Source organism: Labrys sedimenti (assembly GCF_034424805.1).
In the GTDB taxonomy this organism is placed as follows: Bacteria; Pseudomonadota; Alphaproteobacteria; order Rhizobiales; family Labraceae; genus Labrys; species Labrys sedimenti.
In genome coordinates this window covers 66,717-87,536 of the sequence record NZ_JAXOUF010000006.1, presented here as the reverse complement: position 1 = coordinate 87,536, position 20,820 = coordinate 66,717, and the positions used below count along the sequence as shown (strand labels likewise).

The following is a 20,820-nucleotide window of genomic DNA, read 5'->3' as shown; positions in this document are numbered from 1 at the left end:
CCGAGAGCAGACAGCGAAAAACGAAAGCCAGCCGTGGTAATCTCCTCCAAAGCGACAACCCTGACCTATGCGCCTGACGACATCGTCATTCGTTCCGCCCTGCATCGGCACTTGCTGCAAATCGGGCTGCCTCGCTTCGCCTTGCGCAAAGTCTCCAAATGGTCGCGCTCGCATTATGGTCCGCGCGACGATTTCATGCGGGCGCTGGTCGAGCAGCGTTTCGGTATCCGCGTCGGCAAGTACAGCTACGGATATCGCCCGCTCTGCACCAAGCAATCCAAGATTGGCGAGATCGGCGCTTTTTGCTCGATCGCCACCGAGATCAAGGTCTCAGGCGGCAACCATCCTCTCGATCTCGTCTCGACCAGCCCCGCCATTTATCTCGAAGGCTGGGGCATCGTCGACGAAACGATCGACCGCCATTATCCCAAGAACGACCCGATCGTGATCGGACACGATGTCTGGATCGGTATGGGGGTGACCCTGATGACCGGCATCACCATCGGGCATGGTGCGGTGATCGCCGGTGGCGCGGTCGTCACCAAGGACGTGCCGCCCTACGCCATCATGGGCGGAGTGCCAGCCAAGCTGATCCGCTATCGCTTCGATGACGACACCGTCGAAAAATTGCTGGCCAGTGCCTGGTGGACCTGGCCGGACGAGGCGATTAGGGCCAAGGCATCGCTGCTACGGGATCCGGCCGCGTTCGTGGCGCAGCTTTGAGTATGTCGCTGGGCGGTTGAAAAAGGAAACGCCAGCCCGATGAATCAGCGATCTGCCTTGTCACCCGTCAGGTCATTACATAATCAAGATGTTACTTTGACGTTTTACCGAAATAGATCATGTAGCTCACAACTCCGAAATCGAGCATGACAACTGTTGTAATCACCCAGCCCATGCTGTTCCCTTGGCCCGGCTTTTTCGAGCAACTCGCCCTGGCGGACGTCTACGTTTATTTGGATGATGCTCAGTTCTCGAAGGGAAGCTTTACGAACCGTGTGCAGGTCAAGATCGGCGATCAGATCAAGTGGATGACCATTCCGCTTGCCGGCGGAGGCACCTACAAGCCCATCATGGATCTGGAAGCCACGGCCGCCGATTGGCGAGCAACACACCAACTACTCCTCAAGCAATCGCTCGCCGCCACCTCCCATGCAAAGGACGCGATGGACATTCTCGACAAGGCGTATGAGCAAGACAGACTGTGCGAAGCCCTAATTCAAGGCATCGAGCTATCTGCAGACCATCTCGGGATTGGAAAATCGCGAAAAATAACCCACAGCAGTAAGCTGAATATAGCCGGTTCCTCATGGAAGCGGGTACTGGACATCGTCCTCAGCGTCGGCGGAACAAGATATCTCACCGGACATGGGGCCGCGCGATATATGGACCATGAAGCGTTCGAAGCGAGCGGCGTGAGCATCGAGTATATGGACTACAGCCTGACGCCATGGCCGCAAGGTGGCGGTGCCTTTACACCCTATGTCTCCGTCCTCGACCTGATCGGCCATGCCGGCCGCGATGCCCATCGCTATCTGAAGCCCCGAACCACTCACTGGCGCGAATTTCTGGCAAAGCAGGCGCCATGACGCGTTAACCGGCAGACTTCCTCTATCGACTGCAGCCATCAAGCAAACAGGAATGCGATATTGAAGCGAGTGAGCTTGAGATCTCCGGAAAATAGCGATTTCGAGTTTCTCGCCTCGCTTCGGAGGGATTCTGCCCTGCAAGCCCTGCTCCTCAATGTGGTGACATCAACAGATGATGACGCGGTCGCCGAATGGCTGGAGCGCCGGAAAACCGACCCCCATGGCAGTTTCCTGGTCATTGCCGACGGCATGACAGGTGAAGCAATCGGCTTTGCCCAGATCACCAATATTCACCGTCGAAATCGACATGGCTTTATCGGGATCGTTATTGCACCGGGCGCGCAAGGCCAGGGCCTGGGGCGCGTTGCAATGGAGAATCTCATTACGACGGCGAAAGAAAAATATCACCTAGAAAAAATACTTCTGGAAGTCAGAGCGGACAATCTCGCTGCACTCTCCCTCTACAAGTCCATGAACTTTAGAATTGTAGGGACGATGTTGAACCACTTTCGTACGAAAGACGATATTTATGACGTTATATTGATGGAAAAGCAGGTATAAATTTTAGTATATACAACAATATTTACTTCATTTTTTGCGCCTAAACAACGCCAAAACCTGCCTGAAAGCGACACGGGTGATCTTCCCAATGCGGGCAACCCGTTTACCGACATAGAAAAAAGTAATTCCCTTCAGGGCAAGCTTCTCGATCCCGCTAAATCCGGCTTCATCGATATCGTGGAGGCAGGCTTTCCAATAGGCTCGCCGTAACCGGATGAGATGCATGGCCGGCACGATCCTCATCGAGCGATTGGCTTCTTTCCAGACGATACGCTGAGAAAACTGAGCCTCCGGTGCCATCGCAACGGCCCTGCGTATGAAAACCGGATACATCACCAGATGATCGGATCCCCATGGGTCCGGATACGCCCGATTGACGTAATCCAATATTCCACGCAAGGCATCGGTTCGCCACATGCCATAGAACCAGCTTGCAGGAGAATTATAGAGAAGATCCGCGATCTGCCGCAATTGCGACCCCCGCGGTTCCCGGGGCCGCGCGATGGTGACGGGCCTGTCACTTCGATACGTCATCACCGTGGGAACGGCCAGCAAGGCATTCGGCGTTCGATCAAAAGCGGCGACCAGTCGCTCGACATAGTCGGCGGAGGACAGGTCGTCATGCGCCCGCCACAGGAAGAGCGGTGTCTGCGCCGCATCCACCAGCCCACGGAAATTCCTGACAGGCCCGACATTCTCGGGCCGCCGCAGATATGTAATCCGATTATCGATTGCCGCATATCGCTCGACGATGGCTTGAGTGCCGTCCGTTGAAGCATTATCCGATATGACGATATGAATATTTCTGTATGTCTGGTTCAGTAAACACTCCAGACATTCCGCGATCATGTCTTCTGCATTATAGATAGGAATCCCTATAGTTACGCAGGGTCCTGACATGTTCACGGGCTCCTATCGGCCATCAACCGGAGCATGTCCTATTCCTTTGCAGCAATAGCCGCAACCAGCAATTCTCGCGCCGCCTCGGCCATTTTGATCGGTCTGGCGCCGCGTAGGTGGGCGCGGTATGTATCGGCTGCCAATCAAGTAGAGCCGAGTCACCGTGATCATTGCCCCCGAACGCATTCCCGTCGCAGGTCCCTCCATCACCGAGAGAGAGGCCGAACTCGCCGCGGAGGCTGCCCGCACGGCGTGGTATGCCAATCACTATGCCTATAATGCCCGCTTCGAGCGGATGATGGCCGATTATGTCGGCGTGAAGCATGCCGTCAGCGTGCCACATGCGACGGCGGCGCTGCATCTCATCCTGGCCGCACTCGGCATCGGCCCGGGCGACGAGGTGATCGTACCCGACGTGACCTGGATCGCCTCGGTGGCGCCGGTCACCTATGTCGGTGCCGAACCCGTGCTCGTCGACATCCTGCCCGATACCTGGTGCATCGATCCGCGCGCCGTAGAGGCCGCCATCGGTCCCAAGACCAAGGCGATCCTGGGCGTGGATCTCTATGGTTCGATGTGCGACTGGCAGGCCTTGCAGGACATAGCCGACAGGCACGGCATCCATCTCATCGAAGATTCGGCCGAGGCCCTCGGCTCTCGCTATCGCGGCCGTCGCGCGGGTAGCTTCGGGCGGGCAGCAGCCTTCAGTTTCCACGGCTCGAAGACTGTCGCCACCGGCGAAGGCGGCATGCTGGTGACCGATGACGACGATCTCCACCAGCGTGTGCTCTGCCTGCGCGATCATGGCCGCGCGCCCGGCGATCACCGCCGGTTCATCAATCAGGAGATCGCCTTCAAATATCGCATGAACGGCGTGACCGCAGCGCTCGGCGTCGCACAGATGGAACGCATCGACACGCTGATCGCCCATAAGCGCGCCATTTTCGATTGGTACCGGCAACGGCTCGGCGGGCTCAACGGCATCACCCTCAATGCCGAACCGGAAGGAAGCGAGAACTCCTTCTGGATGGTGACGGTGGTGCTCGATCCAGCCCTCGGCCTCGACAAGTTCAGCCTGATGGCCGAATTCGACAGGCGCAACATCGATACGCGCCCCTTCTTTTCGCCGCTGTCGAGCATGCAGGCCTTCGCCGATCGTCCGGCAGCCAAGCGTCTGGTCACGCCGCATGACAAGGGACAGGCGATCGCCAGGCACGGCATCAATCTGCCGTCCGGCTACAATATGACCGAAGACAAGGCAGATATCGTTGCGGGCGCGTTGCGGGAGATTCTCGCGGAAAAGGGCTGATGCTCGGGAGACCGACGGTGTGCTGTCGGGACAGCCGGCTCATGTGGCAAGGTCTCCTTGCCGCCACTCTCCTGAATCGCATTTCCCCAGGGCGAAACGCCAAACAACGTATAGCCGTTGCGGACTACTCAATTCGGTTCTTTTTCTCATCTGAAAAGGTAAATCGATATAAGTTCCGCAACGGACGGGTTGCTTCAATTTCATACTGGACAGGCCTGAAATTGGTTGTAGCATTCTACCTTGTTAACAAAGACGCCATTGGGGTTGTGGGCGCTATTTCTGCCAAGCGTTGCTTCACATAACAACCAAGTGCAGATTTCGCTTGCGAAAGCTTGGCGTTTCGAGAAATCGGTGAACGGGGGAAGAAGCATTGCTTCTTCCCCCGTTTTCGTTGCCGGATGACATTGCTGGCTTTTCAGGTAAGGGGGTTCCCTTACCCAAACACCAGCCCCCTTTCATCGATGGCCAACTAGCCCGGTATGGCCAGTGGATGCTTGGCAAGCAGGCTGATCGAGTGCACATTCCCTGCCCTCGCTTGACGAGCCGGCCGGCGATAACCGCGTGCCACGAAACGATTCTCCAGGATCACGCCGCATCGGCTGCCGCCGAAAGACTCTCCAAGTCGCCGGCCATCACAGGATTTTCCATGCCGCACAGCTTTGCTCGCAACGCCCTGGTGCTCGGCCTGCTCGCCGCCATCGGGCCCTTCGCCATCGATATGTATATTCCCGCCCTCCCCTCGATGGCGGAGCATCTCCAGACCAGCACCGCCGCTGCCCAGATGACCCTGATGGCCTTCTTCCTGGGGTTTGGCTTGACCCAGATCATCTACGGGCCGGTCTCTGACATTGTCGGCCGCAAATTGCCGCTCTATTTCGGTCTGGCAGTGTTCACATTGGCATCGATCGGTTGTGCGTCGGCCCCAACCATTGATTGGCTGATCGGCCTGCGCCTCGTCCAGGGCATCGGAGCGGCGTCGGTGATGGTGATCCCGCGCGCCATCATCCGCGACCTGCATACCGGCGTCGAGGCGACCCGATTGATGTCCCTGGTGATGCTGGTCTTCAGCGTCTCCCCCATTCTCGCCCCTCTCACAGGCAGTGCCCTCATTATTCCCTTCGGCTGGCGCGCCGTCTTCGTCGCCGTCACCATCGCGGCAGTGCTGAGCCTGCTGCTGACGGCTTTCGTGCTGCCGGAGACCCGGCCACCTGCCGAGCGCATCGCCGGCGACCTGTCGACAGTCCTGACCAATTACGGGCTGCTGCTGCGTGACCGCCATTTCCTGGGAGTGACCTTCATCGGTGCACTGGGCATGTCGAGCTTCTTCACCTTCCTGGCCAGCTCCTCCTTCATCTATGTCGATCATTTCGGCCTGACCCCGATGCTCTACAGCCTAGCCTTCTCCGTGAACGCCATCGGCTTCATCGGCGCCTCCCAGTTCAGCGCCTATCTCGGCCAGCGCTTCGGCATGGGCCGGGTGATCCTCGGCGCCGTCTTCGCCTACGCTGTCTCGGCCATCGCCCTTTTCGCGCTGGTTGCAAGCGGTGTCGACAGCCTGCCAGTGCTGATCGCAATGCTCTTCGTCACCTTTGCCTTCCTCGGCCTGGTCATACCGACCAGCATGGTCCTGTCGCTGGAGCATCATGGCCCCATTGCAGGCATGGCCTCGGCTCTTGGCGGCACGCTGCAGATGGTGACAGGTGCCGTCATGATCGTTATCGCCAGTCTCTTCTTCAATGGCACGGCCCTGCCGATGGTGACGATCATCGCCCTCTGCGCCATCGGAGCGCTGACTCTGGCCAAGCTCACTTTGACTGAAAAGGAGATCGCCACACCGGCGGAATGAGTCCAGCCACAGCGGTCTCGCACCGTTTTCGATCCCGACCGAATCGGCGCCTACATTGTCCTTTCCAAGGGCAAATGCCTTGCCCTCTACTAAAGAGGTAGGCGGATCAGCTTCCTGCCGGCGGCCAAACCTGCTAGATCTATTTTCAATCTATGCATCTTTGTGCAAAAGAATCTCGCTTTCGTTCGCAGCGAGGCTTGCGCGTCATTCGCGCTTTCCCAGCCAATCCGTCAAATTCGACACGTCATATTTGACGGAGTGTGCTCCTTGCGCCGCCCGTCTAGATTGATCTTGCGAACGGCGCAGCGATCTCCAAACAGATCCCCTCCATGCTGTGCTGTTCGCACCTTCGCTCGGTTCTCTCGATACCCTCCCAAGCCCGCGCAGCGGGCTTCTTTTTGTGATCGGCAAGACAGACATAAGTTTGGAATTTCGAACGATATCAATTCGATAGGCTCCTTTGGCGGCCCAGCACAGTTTGGAAGCTCATTGGCATTTTGAGGCCCGACGATGGCGCTCTCTCCCTCATCGTATCAGCTGAGTTCCCGGCAAGATCGCGGGCCGGATTGGGACTGTGAAGCCTTGCCGTTCGCCGAGCCGAGCCCTCCGTCGAAATTCAGCGCCGACACCTCCCCTTTCCAGGCCCGGGACCCGCCAGACCGGTGCTCCCAGATTGTTCTTCCTGGCTTGATGCCCCGCCGGCCGGCGCGTTGCTGGCCGGTTTCCTCCTCCGACTAAGAAAGTAGCCTGACGTGGAAGCTCGCCTCGATCCCCTCACCCTCGACAGAATGTTCCATGCGCTCGCCGATACCAGCCGTCGCACCATGATCGATCGTCTTGCCCGCGGACCAGCCTCTGTCAGCGAACTCGCACTCCCCCTCTCGATGGGCATGCCCGCGGTGCTCAAGCATCTCGGCGTGCTCGAAGCCGGGGGTATCGTCGTCTCCGAGAAGGCAGGCCGCGTACGTACCTATCGCATGACGCCGCATGCCCTGGCCCTGGCCGAAAGCTGGGTCGCCGAACGCATGGCCCTGCACGACAATGCCATTGACGATGCGCCGATGCCGGTGAAGCTGCCCGAACGCAGCCCGGTGACGCAGCTTCGCTCGGTCGAAGCTCGATAAGCCCTCACCAAGCGGGCGATCGGGGCGGGCATCATTCAGGTGCCTGCCCTTTCCGGCATGACGGCTGCCACGAATTGCCTGAGTTCGCGCCCGACATGGTCCGCAACTGGACAATTGGGGTCGAACCCCCACCAAGCGAGCGAGCCCTGCCATTGCGAAGCCATCAATTGGCCAAGCCCGTGGCGCCTGCCCCCCTGCTTCGCCAGACAGGTGTCGAGCACGTCGACGAGGACATCCCGCCAGCATGCGCCGCGTGCACGCAATAGGGGATCGCGCAGATCCTCCCTCAGGATCAGCAATCCTTCGGCATAGGATTCGATGGCGCCATAGTCGCCGGAAAGAGCCACCAGCAGGTCGACGGCGCCCTCGGGCGTGCGCGAAATATCCGCCGCCAGCTGTGACGTTTTTTCGTCCAGGCGATCCCAGGCATGGAGCAAGGCTGCCTGCTTGAGCTGCGCCTTGCTGCCGAAGCGCTGCACCAAGGTTGCAGCCGCCAGGCCGCAAGCCTGCGCCAATGCCGCAAATGTCAGAGCCTCAGGCCCCTTGTTGTGCAGAAGCTGCAGGGCAGCCTCCAGCACGGTCTGGTCGGGCAACGTCTTCGGGCGGGGCATCTTGACATCCAATTATAACCGAACAATCATTTATATATTAATTCCCGCCCATGGAAAAGGCGCGCTGCAATCGACAATGGGAGCTGTGATGATGCTCAAGGGAAAGGTTGCCCTTGTTGCCGGCGGCACGCGTGGCGCCGGCCGGGGCATTGCCATCGAACTGGGAGCCGCGGGCGCGACCGTCTACGTCACCGGCCGCAGCACGCGCGGACGACGCTCGGAGTATGACCGACCGGAAACCATCGAGGAAACGGCTGAATTGGTCGATGCCGCCGGTGGCAAGGGCATTGCCATCCGCGTCGACCATCTCATGCCCGGCGAGGTGCAGGACTTGGTGAACCGGATCCGAGCTGAACAGGGCCGCCTCGATATCCTCGTCAACGACATCTGGGGCGGCGAGAAATTGTTCGAGTGGAACAAGGCCGTCTGGGAACACGATCTGGACAAGGGATTGCGCCTGCTGCGCCTGGGCATCGACACCCATCTGATCACCGCGCATCACGCCCTGCCCCTGCTGATCGAGCACCCCGGCGGTCTTCTCGTGGAGATGACGGACGGAACGGCCGACTACAATGCCGGCCACTACCGCCTCTCGCCCTTCTACGACCTGGTCAAGTCGGCCGTGATCCGTCTTGCCTGGGCCCATGCCAAGGACCTTGCCAAGCACGGCGCCACCTCGGTGGCGCTCACCCCGGGCTGGCTGCGCTCGGAAATGATGCTGGAAGCTTTCGGCGTGGCAGAAGAGAACTGGCGGGATGCCACGGCGGCGGTGCCGCATTTCGTCATTTCGGAAACGCCGCGTTTCGTCGGGCGTGCCGTAGCCGCCCTCGCCGCCGATGTCGAAAAGAACCGCTGGAACGGTCAATCTCTTTCGAGCGGACAGCTGGCGCGAATCTATGGTTTCACCGATCTTGACGGCTCCCAGCCCGACGCTTGGCGCTACATTCCGGAGGTTGAAGAAGCCGGAAAGCCGGCCGGCGCGACCGGTTATCGATAGGTTCCTTCATGGCCATACTTGCCTCTGCCGAAACCACAGGATCCGCCCGCGGCATCCTGGCCATGATCATCGCGATGGTGAGCGTGCCGACCGTCGATGGCATCGCCAAATATCTGAGCGCGGACTATTCGCCCTTCTTCATCGGCTGGGCGCGCTACGCGGTCGCCGGCCTGGCGGTCCTGCCTCTCTCGGCCTGCCTTCATGGCAGGAAGATGTTCCCGTCGGAGCATCTCGCCTCCCATGCCGCACGCACCGTCTTCCTGGTCGCCGCGATGACTCTGTATTTCCTCGCCATCGCCCGCATCCCGCTGGCGACGGCGCTCTGCGCCTATTTCGTCGGCCCCATCCTGGCGGTTGCCCTTTCGGTCGTCGTGCTCAAGGAACGCATGACGCTCGTGAAGGGGCTCAGCCTTGCCTCGGGCTTTGTCGGCTCGATCATCATTCTCCAGCCCGGCGGCGCTGTCGAACCCGGCATTCTTCTGGCTCTGGCTTCGGGCATCTGCTTTGCCTTCTACCTGATCGCCACAAGGCGGGCGGCGCAGCAGAGCGATCCCGTCAAGACGCTGGCTTTCCAGTGCCTCATCGGTGCGGCGCTCCTCACGCCGCAGGCCGTGCTTTCCTGGACCACTCCTGCCAGCGATCACCTGCTGCTCTTCGCCGGTCTCGGGCTGATCTCGGCGGTCTGCCACCTGCTCTCCATCATCGCCTTCCGGCTCGCCGATGCCTCGACCCTGGCGCCCCTCGTCTATGCAGAACTCGTCGGTGCCGCCATCGTCGGTTATTTCGCCTTCGGCGATGTACCGGATGGCGTGACGCTGCTCGGTGCTGCGTTCATCATCGCGGCCGGACTCATCTTGTTATTGCGTCGGACCGCCGTCTGAGACCCGGCGAGACAATAACTGTCGCCGACGACAGGACGTTTCCCCAGCAAATATCCAGGGTTGCCGCGAGCAGGACCAGCCAGTTTACTTGGCCCATCACGAATCTCGGCACCGGCCGGGACACCCATAAGGGGAAGTCCGCATGAAGCCCGCATTGAGACTATTCGCCCTCGTCCTTCCCCTCACTGCCGGCCTCCTGGGGGGTGCTGCCCGCCCCGCCCTTGCCGAGGTCGTGTTGCACAAAGGCAATGGCGCCGAGGCCCAGACCCTCGATCCGACCCATAGCTCGATCATCGCCGAGCAATTCATCCTCAAGGACCTGTTCGAGGGGCTCACCGTTTTCGACGCCGCGGGCAAGATCACGGCGGGGACAGCCGAGAGCTGGACGATCTCCCCCGATGGTCTCGTCTACACCTTCAAGCTTCGTCCCAATGCCAAATGGTCGAACGGCGATCCGGTCACGGCCGCTGACTTCGTCTTCAGCTTCCGACGTCTCGAGGATCCCAAGGAAGCCGCCAGCTTCGCCAATCTGTTCTATCCGATCAAGAACGCCGAAGCCGTGAACAGCGGCAAGGCCGGCGTCGACACGCTGGGCGTCAAGCCCCTCGATGACAGGACACTGGAGATCACGCTGGAACGGCCGACGCCTTATCTCCTGCAGCTCCTCGCCAATCAGGCCGCCCTGCCGGTGCATCAGGCCTCGGTCGAGAAGCTCAAGGCGGATTTTGCCAAGCCGGGCAATCTGATCTCCAACGGCGCCTATGTCCTGACCGAGAACCTCGCCAATGATCACGTCACCCTGGTGAAGAACCCGCATTACTGGGATGCCGCCAATGTCCGCATCGACAAGGTGATCTCCTATCCGATCGATGACCAGGCCGCCGCCCAGCGGCGCTTTCTTGCGGGCGAGCTCGACATGACCTTCGAGTTCGCGGCCGATCAGCTGAAACTTCTCAAGGAGAAGGTGGGCGATCAGGTTCATGTCTCGCCCAACCTGACCAATGAATACTATGCCTTCGACACCCGCACCCCGCCCTTTGACGATGCCAGGGTTCGACGTGCCCTGTCGATGGCGGTCGATCGCGACTTCCTGGCCGAGAAAATCTTCTCTGGCACGCGCGTCGGCAGCTACAGCTTCGTCCCCGCCGGCCTGCCGGGCTATACCCCCGCCAAGCCGGACTTCGCCGACAAGCCTCAGCTCGATCGCGAGGACGCCGCCAAGGACCTGCTCAAGCAGGCCGGCTTCGGCGAGGGCGGCAAGCCGCTGAAACTTACCATCCGTTTCGGCACCAACGACAACAATCGCCGGATCGCTACCGCCGTGGCCGACATGTGGAAGGCGCTCGGCGTCGAGGTCTCCCTGCTCAATTCGGACAGCAAGTCCCACTACGCCTTCCTGCGCGATGGCGGGACCTTCGAGGTGGCGCGCGCAGCCTGGGTGGCCGACTATGCCGACGCGGAAAACTTCCTTGCGCTACCGACGACGGCGAACAAGGCGTTCAACTATTCCCATTTCGCCAGTCCGGACTATGACGCGCTGGTCGCCAAATCCTATACCGAAACCGATCCGGCCAAGCGTTTGAAGATCCTGGAGGATGCCGAGGCCCTGCTGGCGCGCGACCAGCCGGTCGCGCCTCTGCTCTCCAATGCCGACCTCTGGCTGGTCTCGAACAAGGTGAAGGGGTGGCAGGACAACGCCGCCAACGAGCATCTGACGCGGTTCCTCAGCAAGGAAGAGTGACGAAGTCGCCGAAGGCGTAGCTTCTTCGCTCGCTCGAAAGCGACGCCGGTCGTGCCCTCTCCCCGATGAGGAAAGGGCAAAGACGATATCGCTCCCGAACAGGGCCCGATTACGCCGCCAGGCCGAATTCCGCGGCGCTGTCGCTCAGCCAATGCCAAAAGCTGCCGGCCATGCTGCGGAACAGGGCGACCTCGTAGGTCGGAGTCTCGTCGAGCTGCCACAGCGTCACACCGATATGCGAGCAGGCGGTCACGGCAGCATCGCCCGGTGCGAACGCACGCGGATGCAGGTCGATGTCCAGGCCCTTGGCGAACATATCGCGGACGTGCGGGCCTGAGACCTTCAGCACGGCATAGCCGGAGGACTGGTCGGTCACCGAAGCGAGCGTACCGACCGTCTCGATCAGATCGGAGACGAGCAAATTGGGCTCTCCGGCCTCGCGCGTGACCAGCCAGGCCGACGGCCCGGTGCCCAGAGCGGCGAGCGTGCCAGCCACGGCGCGCTTGGGGCCATCAGGCAGCCTGAGGCCGTAGGCAGCCTGCATGCGCGCGGCCAAGGCCCCCTCCTGGCCCTTGCGAGCCGCCAGGGTGACGATTTCCAGGCCCGAGCGATCCTGCACGGTGACGCCTGCTCCCGTTCCTACCGGTTTAAGCAGGCCGGCAAAGGCGCTACGGGACTCCAAACGCCCTGCACTGATGGCGTCAAACATGGAGACGGCTCCCTTCAGGATCAAAGAAGATGGGCGAGACGACCTCGACCTCGATGTCGCCATTGCGCACCGGATCATAGGCGCGGATCACCTCGCCGTGGCGGGACGGGCCGTTGGCAAGCAGGCCAAGGCCGATCCAGCTTTCGAGCATCGGCGAATAGATCACCGAGGTCGCAAAACCCTCGTCATTGGCCGCCACGGAAGCGGCGCCCTTCTTGAGGAAATGCGAGCCGGCGCGCAGCCGATCCGCCGGGTTGACCGGCTTGACGCCGACGAGGCCGGGCCGATCCGGGGCCACCAGGGCCGGACGCTGGGCCAGGACACGGCCAATATAGTCCTTCTTGGGCGACATCATCTTGCCGAGGCCGAGATCGCGAGCCGTGGTCTGGCCATTGAGCTCGTTGCCGGCGACATGGCCCTTCTCCACGCGCATAACGCCAAGGGCTTCGGTGCCATAGGCACAGCCGCCCATCTCCTCAGCCAGCGCCATCAGCGCCTTGAGCAGGGCAAGGCCGTAATGGGCGGGCACCGCGATCTCGAAGGCGAGTTCGCCCGAGAAGGAGAGCCGGTAGAGGCGCGAACCGACATTGCCGAGCTGCAGCGTGGCGCATCCCATATAGGGGAAGGCTTCGTTCGACAGATCGGCGCTCGAGCCATAGAGTTTCTGCAGCAATTCCCGCGCCTTCGGCCCGGCCACCGCATATTGCGACCATTGCTCGGTGATCGAGGACAGCGAGACGTCGAGTTCGGGCCAGAGCGTCTGGCGGCAGAATTCGAGGTGCTGCATCACCTTCACGGCATTGGCCGTCGTTGTCGAGATCACATAATGATCCGGCGCGAAGCGGGCCGCCGTGCCGTCGTCCATGACGAAACCGTCTTCGCGCAGCATCAGGCCGTAGCGGCATTTGCCGACCGCAACCGTCGAGAAGGTATTGATGTAGACACGATCGAGGAAGGCGCCGGCGTCAGCCCCCTTGATGTCGATCTTGCCCAGCGTCGAGACATCGCACACGCCGACGATAGCGCGGGTGGTCTTGACCTCGCGGCAGACGCTTTCCAGCCAATCCTTCTCGCCGGGACGCGAGAACCATTGCGGGCGCAGCCACTGGCCGGCTTCCACCATGGTGGCACCGTTCGCCATCGCCCATTCATGACCTGCGGTGAGGCGCGTCGCCTTGAAATGCTTGTCGCGATGCGGCCCGGCCAGGGCGCCGATCGCCACCGGGAAATGCGGGGGACGCGAAACCGTGGTGCCAACCTCGGTCATCGAACGGCCGAGCAGGCCCGCCATCATGGCATGCCCGGCAATGTTCGACGTCTTGCCCTGATCGGTGGCCATGCCCAGCGTGGTGTAGCGCTTGAGATGCTCGACCGAGCGGAAGCCTTCGCGATGGGCGATCTCGATATCCTTGGCCGTGACGTCGTTCTGCTGGTCGACGAAGGCCTTGCTCTTCGTCTCGGCGACATGCCACAGGGGCTTGAGGCCGACAGGCTCGTCGTCGCAGGCCGGGATCGGGGCCTGGCCGGCGGAGAAACCGCAATCGCCGGCCGCCGTGCGGCCCGCTTGCGCCCCGGCCCGCAGGCAGGCACCCAGCGAGAAATCGCCATTGGCGGCGCCGACCACCGTCATGCCGTCGGGCAGATCGCCCGGCACGAAGGCGGCCAGTTCGTCCGACCAGCGCGGCCGGGCGCCCTTATGGGTGGTGAGTGCGACCTGCGGGTTCCAGCCGCCGGAGACCGCCAGAAAATCGGCGGGAATGGTCTCGCGCTTGCGCCCGATGACTACATCCACCGACTTGATACCCTGGGCACCGCCCTTGGCATCGGTGACGCTCGCACCCAGCAGTGTGCGCGTTCCGGCCTTGCCGGCCCAGCCGGAGACCGCGGCATCGACCTGCGAGCGCGGGTCGACGATCGCAGCCACGGTCACACCGGCGGCAACGAGATCGGCCGCGGTGCGCCAGCCATTGTCGCTGGTGGTGAACACCACGGCCTGCCGGCCCGGCGCCACGCCGTAGCGGTTGAGATAGCTGCGCGCCGCCGAGGCGAGCATCACACCCGGCCGGTCATTGCCGCCGAAGACGATGGGACGCTCGATGGCGCCCATGGCGTTGATGCAGCGCTTGGCCATGATGTGCCACAGGCGCTGGCGTGGCTGGTGCACGGGCGGCACGGGCAAATGATCCGACACCCGCTCCAGGGCGCCATAGGTGCCGGTGTCATAGACACCGAAGACCTGGGTGCGGCGCATGATGCGCACTTCAGGCATGGAGGCCAGTTCCGCCTCGACCTCTGCGGCAAAGGCAGCGGCCGGCTTGCCGCCGACCTCATGCCGCTCGGCCAACAACCGACCGCCAAGCCGGAAATCATCGTCGCACAGGATCACGCGTGCGCCGGCCCGGCCGGCTTCCAGGGCCGCCATCAAGCCGGCGGGACCGGCACCGATCACCAGCACGTCGCAGAAGGCGGCGGCCTTCTCGTAGGTGTCGGGATCCGGTAGCTGGCTGGCGCTACCAAGACCCGCGGCGCGGCGGATCATCGGCTCGTAGAGCTTCTCCCACAGGGCGGCCGGCCACATGAAGGTCTTGTAGTAGAAGCCGCCGACGAAGATGGGACCAGCAAGCTGGTTCACGGACAGCAGGTCGAATTTCAGCGAAGGCCAGCGGTTCTGGCTGGCCGCCTCTAACCCGTCATAGAGCTCGATGGTGGTGGCCTTGGTGTTGGGCTCGCGACGGGCGCCGCTGCGCAGTTCCACCAGCGCATTGGGTTCCTCCGGCCCTGCGGTGAAGATGCCGCGCGGGCGATGATATTTGAACGAGCGCCCAACCAGGCGGATACCGTTGGCGAGCAGGGCCGAGGCCAGCGTGTCACCGCTCAGGCCCTCATAGCTGTTGCCGTCGAAACGAAACCGCACCGTGCTGTTGCGATCGACCAGGCCCGCGGAAGGCAGACGAAAGGAAACGGCCTCGCTCATGATGCGGCTCCCAAAGCTTGAGGCATCACCAGTTCAGCCTTCTCGATTACGTGGGTCTTGGTGTTGCGTCGGACCTTGAGCCAGGAACGGCAGCCCGAGCCGTGATACCAGAACTCCTCATGCACGCCCTCGGGGTTGTCGCGCAGATAGGCATATTCATAGAAGTTCTTGCCGGCGTCCGGCGCCGCGGCATCCGGCCGCGTGAGCCCGGCATCGCCGAGATAGGTGAATTCGTGCACGCCGCGCGCACCGCAATAGGGACAGGCAATCCGCATCGAACCGTGCCTCAGTGAAGATTGGGTTGGGCGCCCTGGCCCTTTTCGTCGATCACCGCTCCGGTCTCGAAGCGATTGAGCCGATAGGCGGCAGCCACTTCGTGCGGCTGCTCCTTGGCGATGAGATGGGCAAAGCACCAGCCCGAGGCTGGCGTGGCCTTGAAGCCGCCATAGCACCAGCCGCAATTGAGGTAGAGGCCATCGATGCCGCTCTTGTCGATGATGGGCGAACCATCCATCGACATGTCCATGATGCCGCCCCAGCTGCGCAGCAACCGGAGACGACCGATCATCGGCATCACGGCCATGCCGCCTTCGCAGACATCCTCGACCACCGGCATGTTGCCGCGCTGGGCATAGGAATTATAGCCGTCGATGTCGCCACCAAAGACCAGGCCGCCCTTGTCGGACTGGCTGACATAGAAATGGCCGGCGCCGAAGGTGATCACACCTGGAATCAGCGGCTTGAGCCCTTCGGTGACGAAGGCCTGCAGCACATGGCTCTCGATCGGCAGGCGCAATCCAGCCATGGTGCCGACCTTGGAGGTATTGCCGGCCACGGCCATGCCGATCTTCTTGGCCCGGATGGTGCCGCGAGTGGTCTCGACGCCGACGATGGCGCCGCCCTCGCGGACAAAGCCCTTGACCTCGCAATTCTGGACGATGTCGACGCCGCGATCGCTGGCGGCGCGCGCATAGCCCCAGGCCACCGCATCGTGGCGCGCCGTGCCGCCGCGCCGCTGCAGGAGGCCGCCCTGGATCGGGAAACGGGCATTGTCGAAATTGAGGAAAGGCGCCATCGCCTTGACGCCGTCGCGGTCGAGCAGTTCGGCATCGACACCGTTCAGGCGCATGGCGTTGCCGCGACGGGCGAAGGCATCACGCTGGGCATCGGAATGATAGAGGTTCAGCACGCCGCGCTGGCTCATCATCGCATTGTAGTTGAGGTCCTGCTCCAGGCCCTCCCACAGCTTCATCGCATGCTCGTAGAAGGGAATGTTGCCCTGCAGCATATAGTTCGAGCGCACGATCGTGGTGTTGCGGCCGACATTGCCGCCGCCGATCCAGCCCTTCTCGATCACCGCGACATTGGTGATGCCGTGATTCTTGGCGAGATAATAGGCCGTGGCCAGGCCATGGCCGCCGCCACCGATGATGATCACATCGTAGTTGAGGCGCGGCTCGGCGTCGCGCCAAGTCGGCGTCCAGCCACGGTGGCCATTCAGGGCATTCTTGAGAAGGGAGAACAGGGAGTAATGCATCGATCTTCTTGCCGGGGAAGAGTTCGGAAAACTTCGGTTATCCGGTCGCGTCCTCGCCCGGCGAGAAACGGATCCCAGGGCTTGCTGCAAGAGCTTGCCGCCCAGCTATCCGCATCCAAGACCAGGCCACGCCGGCACGATCAGCGCTTATCGTCGAGAATCATGGATACCTCTGCCCCCAGCGAATTCGGGCTGCCTGGTTCATAGGCATAGCAGCCTGTTACCCACAGTGAAAGATTATTCCTGCGCGTGCAACATCTTTTACAATTTTAATGCCAGGAAAAAAGTTTCACCGCGAATGCCGGTCGCCGGCAAGCTGCCGGCTCGTCGGGCCGCAGCGGCCGTGGGCAAAGGCGCTTCCGCCCGCCTGCCCCGGCATCCGGGCTCAAAAGAGGGCTTCCAGCGGTTGCGGGCGGGCAAGAACGAAGCCCTGGGCCCGATCGACCCCGATGGCACGCAACAAGGTCAATGTCTCCTCATTCTCCACCTGCTCGGCCACCGTAATGGCTCCCAACCGGTGGCCGACCATGTTGATCGATTCGACGATGGTGCGGTCGACGTCGCTCTGTGCCATCTGCCGGACGAAGTCGCCATCGATCTTGAGACCGTCGACGGAGAACTGCCTGAGATGAGTGAACGAGGACAGCCCTTTGCCGAAATCATCGAGCATCACGCCGCAGCCGGCACCCCGCGCCTTGGAGATAAACTGCTGCGCGGCCGTCAGATTGTTGATCACAGCCATCTCGGCAATCTCGAAATGGACGCGCCGGGGCGACAAACCCGATTGGGTGAATTCCTCCTGCAGCAGCGGCCAGAGGAAGGGATCGCTCAGTGAATTGGCAGAGAGATTGATGGCGAGGGAGATGTCGCCGGCGCCGAGCAAACGGGAACCATAGCGGCGAAACGCGGCATGAATGACCCAGCGGTCGATACTGCCCATCAGGTCGTAATGTTCCGAGGCCGGGATGAAGGCGGCCGGCTCGACGACGTTGCCGGCATCGTCGAGCATGCGCAGCAGGATCTCGAAATGCCGCTGCCCGCCTTCCCGCCCGGAAAGATCGAAGATCTGCTGGGCATAGAGGTGGAAGCGGTTGGCTTCGATCGCGTGGCGGATGCCGGCCGCCACCCGCATCTCGCTGTGGTTGCGATGGGTCGAGCCCTTCCCATCTTCATAGACGGCAAGCTGGTTGCGGCCCGACGTCTTGGCGGTGTAGCAGGCGATATCGGCCTGGCTCATCAACTCATCCTGCCTTGGCGCTTCCGCATCGATCCTAGTCAACCCCACGCTGGCGCCGATCTGATAGGTCCGGCCATCCCAGGCGAAGCGCAACTGAGCCAAACCGCGCAGAAACCGTTGCGCAATCGCCTCTCCCTCGACGATCGAGCAGTCGCGCAGCAGGAGGGCGAACTCGTCGCCACCCAAGCGGGCGGGCACGTCCTCAGTCCGGCAGACACGACGCATCAGATTGGCGACTTCACGCAACAACGCATCGCCAGCGGCATGCCCGGCGCTGTCATTGACGATCTTGAAGCGATCGAGGTCGACAAAGCACAGCACGTGCCGATGCTGGCTTTTGCGCGCCTGCTCGAGCGACAAGCGGATCTCGCGCTCGAAGGCGGAACGGTTGGGAAGTCCGGTCAAGCTGTCGTGATTGGCCGAGTGTTCCAAAGCCTGCTGCAGGATGCGGGCCTTGGTCACGTCCTGGAACACCAACACGGCGCCGATGATTTCACCCGAGGCCGTGCGCACGGGAGCGGCGGAATCGCGCACGCTGCGCCGCTCGCCGTCGCGTCGCAGCAACACGGCCCCCTCACTAAGATAGTAGGGACGCATGCGAGACAGGCAGGTTTCTACCGGATCGGCAAGGGGTTCACCGGTGGCTCCATCGACGATGCGAAACACTTCGGACAGGCGCCTGCCAACCGCATCCGGACCTGGCCATCCCGTCATCTCTTCGGCACCGGGATTCATGAACGTGATCCGGGCATGAGCATCGGTCGAGATTACGGCATCCCCGATCGAATGCAGGGTAATGCGCAGCCTCTCCTTTTCCTCGAACAGCGCCTCCACCAGTTCCTTGTGCTCGGTCACATCCCAATCCATGCCGACCGTGCGGATCGGAGCACCGGCCTCGTCGCGGATCACCCGGGCCAGAGAATGGATGTGGCGGATCCTGCCGGAACGCCGGTCCCACAGGCGGAACTCCATGTCGAACAGCGTGCCTTCACGCATCGCCCTGTCATATTCGCGCGTGATTGCGGCTACGTCGTCGGGGTGAATGCGATCGAGCCAAGCCTGCCGGCTGCCGTCATAGCTGTCCGGCGGCATGTCATAGAGCCGATGCAGGCGATCGTCCCAATTGTAGCGCTGGGAAGCGAAATCATATTCGAAGACACCGACGCCGGCCGCCTCGATCGCCAGTTGCAGCCGCTGGTTGAGGGCCAGGATAGCGCTTTCGGCCTCCTTGCGCGCCGTGATGTCGGTATGGGTTCCGATGATACGCAGGGCACGCCCGTCCGCCGCCCTCTCGATCACCTTGCCGCGATCATAGACCCAGCGCCAGTTGCCATCCTTGGCCAGCAGGCGGTTCTCTATGGCGAAATCCGGTGTCTCGCCGCGCAGATGGGCTTCAATGATCGCCCGACACCGTGGCAGGTCCTCCGGATGCATACGGTCGGACCATTCGCTGGCGCTGGTCCCGACTTCGTCTTGGTCGTAGCCCAGCATCGCTTTCCACTGATGCGAATAGAACACCTCCCCTGTCTCGAGATTCTGATCCCAGACCCCATCGCCCGAGCCGTAAAGCGCGAATTGCCAACGCATTTCGCTATGTCGAAGAGCCTCCTCCGCGGCCTTGGCATCGGTGATATCGCGGGAGATGCCGATCAGCCCGGTGATCTTGCCGCGCTCGTCGCGCCGCGGCGCCTTGGTGGAGGAATAGGTGCGCAACACGCCGCCGAGCATGGCCGTTTCCTCCATTGTGGAGGGTTCCCCGCTCTGCATCACATGGCGGTCGTTCTCGATCAGGCGGCTCGCCATTTCGGCCGGAAAGATTTCGGTATCGTGCCGACCTAGGATCTCGTTGCTCGACCGCCCCATCAGCCTCTCAACCGCAGGATTGACCAGAGCATAACGGCCGTCACGATCCTTGGCATAGATCAAATCGGGCGTACCGTTCATCACGGCCTGCAGCAGGACCAAAGTGTCGTGCAGTCTCTGATTGCGCTCCACATCGTCGGTGACATCCCAACAAACACCGGTCCCATGCGTCAGCGTACCGTCATCGCCACGGATCAGCCTGACCGTGGAGCGGATATGACGCACCCCAGCAGTCTTTGGACACCGAATACGATAGTCGAGCTGATAGTGCGAACCAGACTGCAGCGCGCTCTGGCGAATGCGGTCGACCCTCGCGCCATCTTCGGGCGAGAGCAAGCCGAAGAACTCTTCCAGCGTGTTGCCGAACGTCTCGGGCGTCACGCCGTGAAGCGCGTAGGTTCGCGCATCCCAATGACGGCGGCCCGAGGGATAATCGACGTGGAAGATGCCGATTCCGCCAGCTTGAACAGCTACCTCCAACCGCTCCGAAACAGCGGTAAGACGTTCCTCCATTTCCTTTTGGTATGTGATGTCGGCAATGGTTCCGATCATACGCTTGACCGTGCCGTCCGGTGCATACTCGACCGACCTTCCGCGGCTGATCACCCAGATCCAGCGACCGTCATTGTGCCTCAATCGATAGGTCGCGTCGAAGTCCCGATTGCCATCACGTCCGACACGTCCTGCAGCCTCCGCCATACGGGCACGATCGTCCGGATGCATCTTGCTCAGCCAGTTGGCAATCGAATGCACGCGCTCTTCGTCCGGCAGGTCGAGCATGGTGCGCCAGCGTGACGATACCCACACCATTCCATTGGGTACGTCGAAGTCCCATACGACCTGCCTCGAGCCTTCCAGGGCCTGGCGCCAGCGCCACTCCGCCTCGGCCAAGCTGGCCTCGTGAAGCTTTTGATCCTTGATGGCCACGATTTGCACAATGG

General features: G+C 61.8%; 16 protein-coding genes. 9 read left to right on the top strand and 7 right to left on the bottom strand.

Features of this window, described 5'->3' with window-relative positions:
* The first annotated feature begins 33 nt into the window (after positions 1 to 33).
* From U1R88_RS19120 to U1R88_RS19110, 3 genes are all read left to right on the top strand, one after another.
* Positions 34 to 723: a CatB-related O-acetyltransferase gene (locus tag U1R88_RS19120; protein ID WP_322432682.1), complete on the top strand. Its 690-nt coding sequence runs from the start codon at positions 34 to 36 to the stop codon at positions 721 to 723.
* Between the two features lie 146 nt (positions 724 to 869).
* Positions 870 to 1,589, top strand: a complete 720-nt coding sequence (locus U1R88_RS19115) for a WbqC family protein (RefSeq protein ID WP_322432680.1) — start codon at positions 870 to 872, stop codon at positions 1,587 to 1,589.
* 69 nt (positions 1,590 to 1,658) lie between these two features.
* Positions 1,659 to 2,150 carry a GNAT family N-acetyltransferase gene (locus U1R88_RS19110; protein WP_322432870.1) on the top strand — a complete coding sequence of 164 codons (492 nt, stop codon included), beginning with the start codon at positions 1,659 to 1,661 and terminating at the stop codon, positions 2,148 to 2,150.
* Positions 2,151 to 2,177: 27 nt separating this feature from the next.
* Here U1R88_RS19110 and U1R88_RS19105 read toward each other — a convergent pair whose 3' ends face one another.
* Entirely contained in the window at positions 2,178 to 3,050 is an 873-nt protein-coding gene (locus U1R88_RS19105; RefSeq protein WP_322432679.1) for a glycosyltransferase family 2 protein, read from the bottom strand.
* 163 nt (positions 3,051 to 3,213) lie between these two features.
* Between U1R88_RS19105 and U1R88_RS19100 the strand changes: the two genes are divergently transcribed.
* From U1R88_RS19100 to U1R88_RS19090, 3 genes are all read left to right on the top strand, one after another.
* Positions 3,214 to 4,359: a DegT/DnrJ/EryC1/StrS family aminotransferase gene (locus tag U1R88_RS19100; protein ID WP_068291499.1), complete on the top strand. Its 1,146-nt coding sequence runs from the start codon at positions 3,214 to 3,216 to the stop codon at positions 4,357 to 4,359.
* A gap of 646 nt (positions 4,360 to 5,005) precedes the next feature.
* Positions 5,006 to 6,205 carry a multidrug effflux MFS transporter gene (locus U1R88_RS19095; protein ID WP_322432678.1) on the top strand — a complete coding sequence of 400 codons (1,200 nt, stop codon included), beginning with the start codon at positions 5,006 to 5,008 and terminating at the stop codon, positions 6,203 to 6,205.
* Between the two features lie 788 nt (positions 6,206 to 6,993).
* A complete protein-coding gene (locus tag U1R88_RS19090; protein WP_322432869.1) occupies positions 6,994 to 7,329 on the top strand; it encodes an ArsR/SmtB family transcription factor in 336 nt (111 codons plus the stop codon).
* Between the two features lie 35 nt (positions 7,330 to 7,364).
* Here U1R88_RS19090 and U1R88_RS19085 read toward each other — a convergent pair whose 3' ends face one another.
* Positions 7,365 to 7,940 carry a TetR/AcrR family transcriptional regulator gene (locus U1R88_RS19085; protein WP_322432677.1) on the bottom strand — a complete coding sequence of 192 codons (576 nt, stop codon included), beginning with the start codon at positions 7,938 to 7,940 and terminating at the stop codon, positions 7,365 to 7,367.
* Positions 7,941 to 8,028: 88 nt separating this feature from the next.
* Between U1R88_RS19085 and U1R88_RS19080 the strand changes: the two genes are divergently transcribed.
* The 3 genes from U1R88_RS19080 to U1R88_RS19070 all read left to right on the top strand — a co-directional run bounded on the left by U1R88_RS19080 (position 8,029) and on the right by U1R88_RS19070 (position 11,559).
* Positions 8,029 to 8,937 (top strand): SDR family oxidoreductase, encoded by a 909-nt coding sequence (locus tag U1R88_RS19080; protein ID WP_322432676.1) that lies wholly within the window; start codon positions 8,029 to 8,031, stop codon positions 8,935 to 8,937.
* Positions 8,938 to 8,945: 8 nt separating this feature from the next.
* On the top strand, positions 8,946 to 9,818 hold the full coding sequence (locus U1R88_RS19075; protein ID WP_322432675.1) for a DMT family transporter: 873 nt from the start codon (positions 8,946 to 8,948) through the stop codon (positions 9,816 to 9,818).
* A gap of 142 nt (positions 9,819 to 9,960) precedes the next feature.
* Positions 9,961 to 11,559: a peptide ABC transporter substrate-binding protein gene (locus tag U1R88_RS19070; protein ID WP_322432674.1), complete on the top strand. Its 1,599-nt coding sequence runs from the start codon at positions 9,961 to 9,963 to the stop codon at positions 11,557 to 11,559.
* 109 nt (positions 11,560 to 11,668) lie between these two features.
* On the opposite strand, the gene U1R88_RS19065 is transcribed toward U1R88_RS19070, so the two are convergent.
* The 5 genes from U1R88_RS19065 to U1R88_RS19045 all read right to left on the bottom strand — a co-directional run bounded on the left by U1R88_RS19065 (position 11,669) and on the right by U1R88_RS19045 (position 20,770).
* Positions 11,669 to 12,268: a sarcosine oxidase subunit gamma gene (locus U1R88_RS19065; RefSeq protein WP_322432673.1), complete on the bottom strand. Its 600-nt coding sequence runs from the start codon at positions 12,266 to 12,268 to the stop codon at positions 11,669 to 11,671.
* The gene (locus U1R88_RS19060; RefSeq protein ID WP_322432672.1) at positions 12,261 to 15,242 is read right to left on the bottom strand and encodes a sarcosine oxidase subunit alpha family protein; all 2,982 of its coding nucleotides are present in this window, start codon (positions 15,240 to 15,242) and stop codon (positions 12,261 to 12,263) included. The genes U1R88_RS19065 and U1R88_RS19060 overlap by 8 nt, the downstream gene beginning before the upstream one ends.
* On the bottom strand, positions 15,239 to 15,517 hold the full coding sequence (locus U1R88_RS19055) for a sarcosine oxidase subunit delta (protein WP_322432671.1): 279 nt from the start codon (positions 15,515 to 15,517) through the stop codon (positions 15,239 to 15,241). Before U1R88_RS19055 ends, U1R88_RS19060 begins: the two co-directional genes overlap by 4 nt.
* Positions 15,518 to 15,528: 11 nt before the next feature.
* Positions 15,529 to 16,779: a sarcosine oxidase subunit beta family protein gene (locus U1R88_RS19050; protein WP_322432670.1), complete on the bottom strand. Its 1,251-nt coding sequence runs from the start codon at positions 16,777 to 16,779 to the stop codon at positions 15,529 to 15,531.
* A 385-nt stretch (positions 16,780 to 17,164) separates the two neighbouring features.
* Entirely contained in the window at positions 17,165 to 20,770 is a 3,606-nt protein-coding gene (locus U1R88_RS19045) for a PAS domain-containing protein (RefSeq protein ID WP_322432669.1), read from the bottom strand.
* Between the last annotated feature and the right edge of the window lie 50 nt (positions 20,771 to 20,820).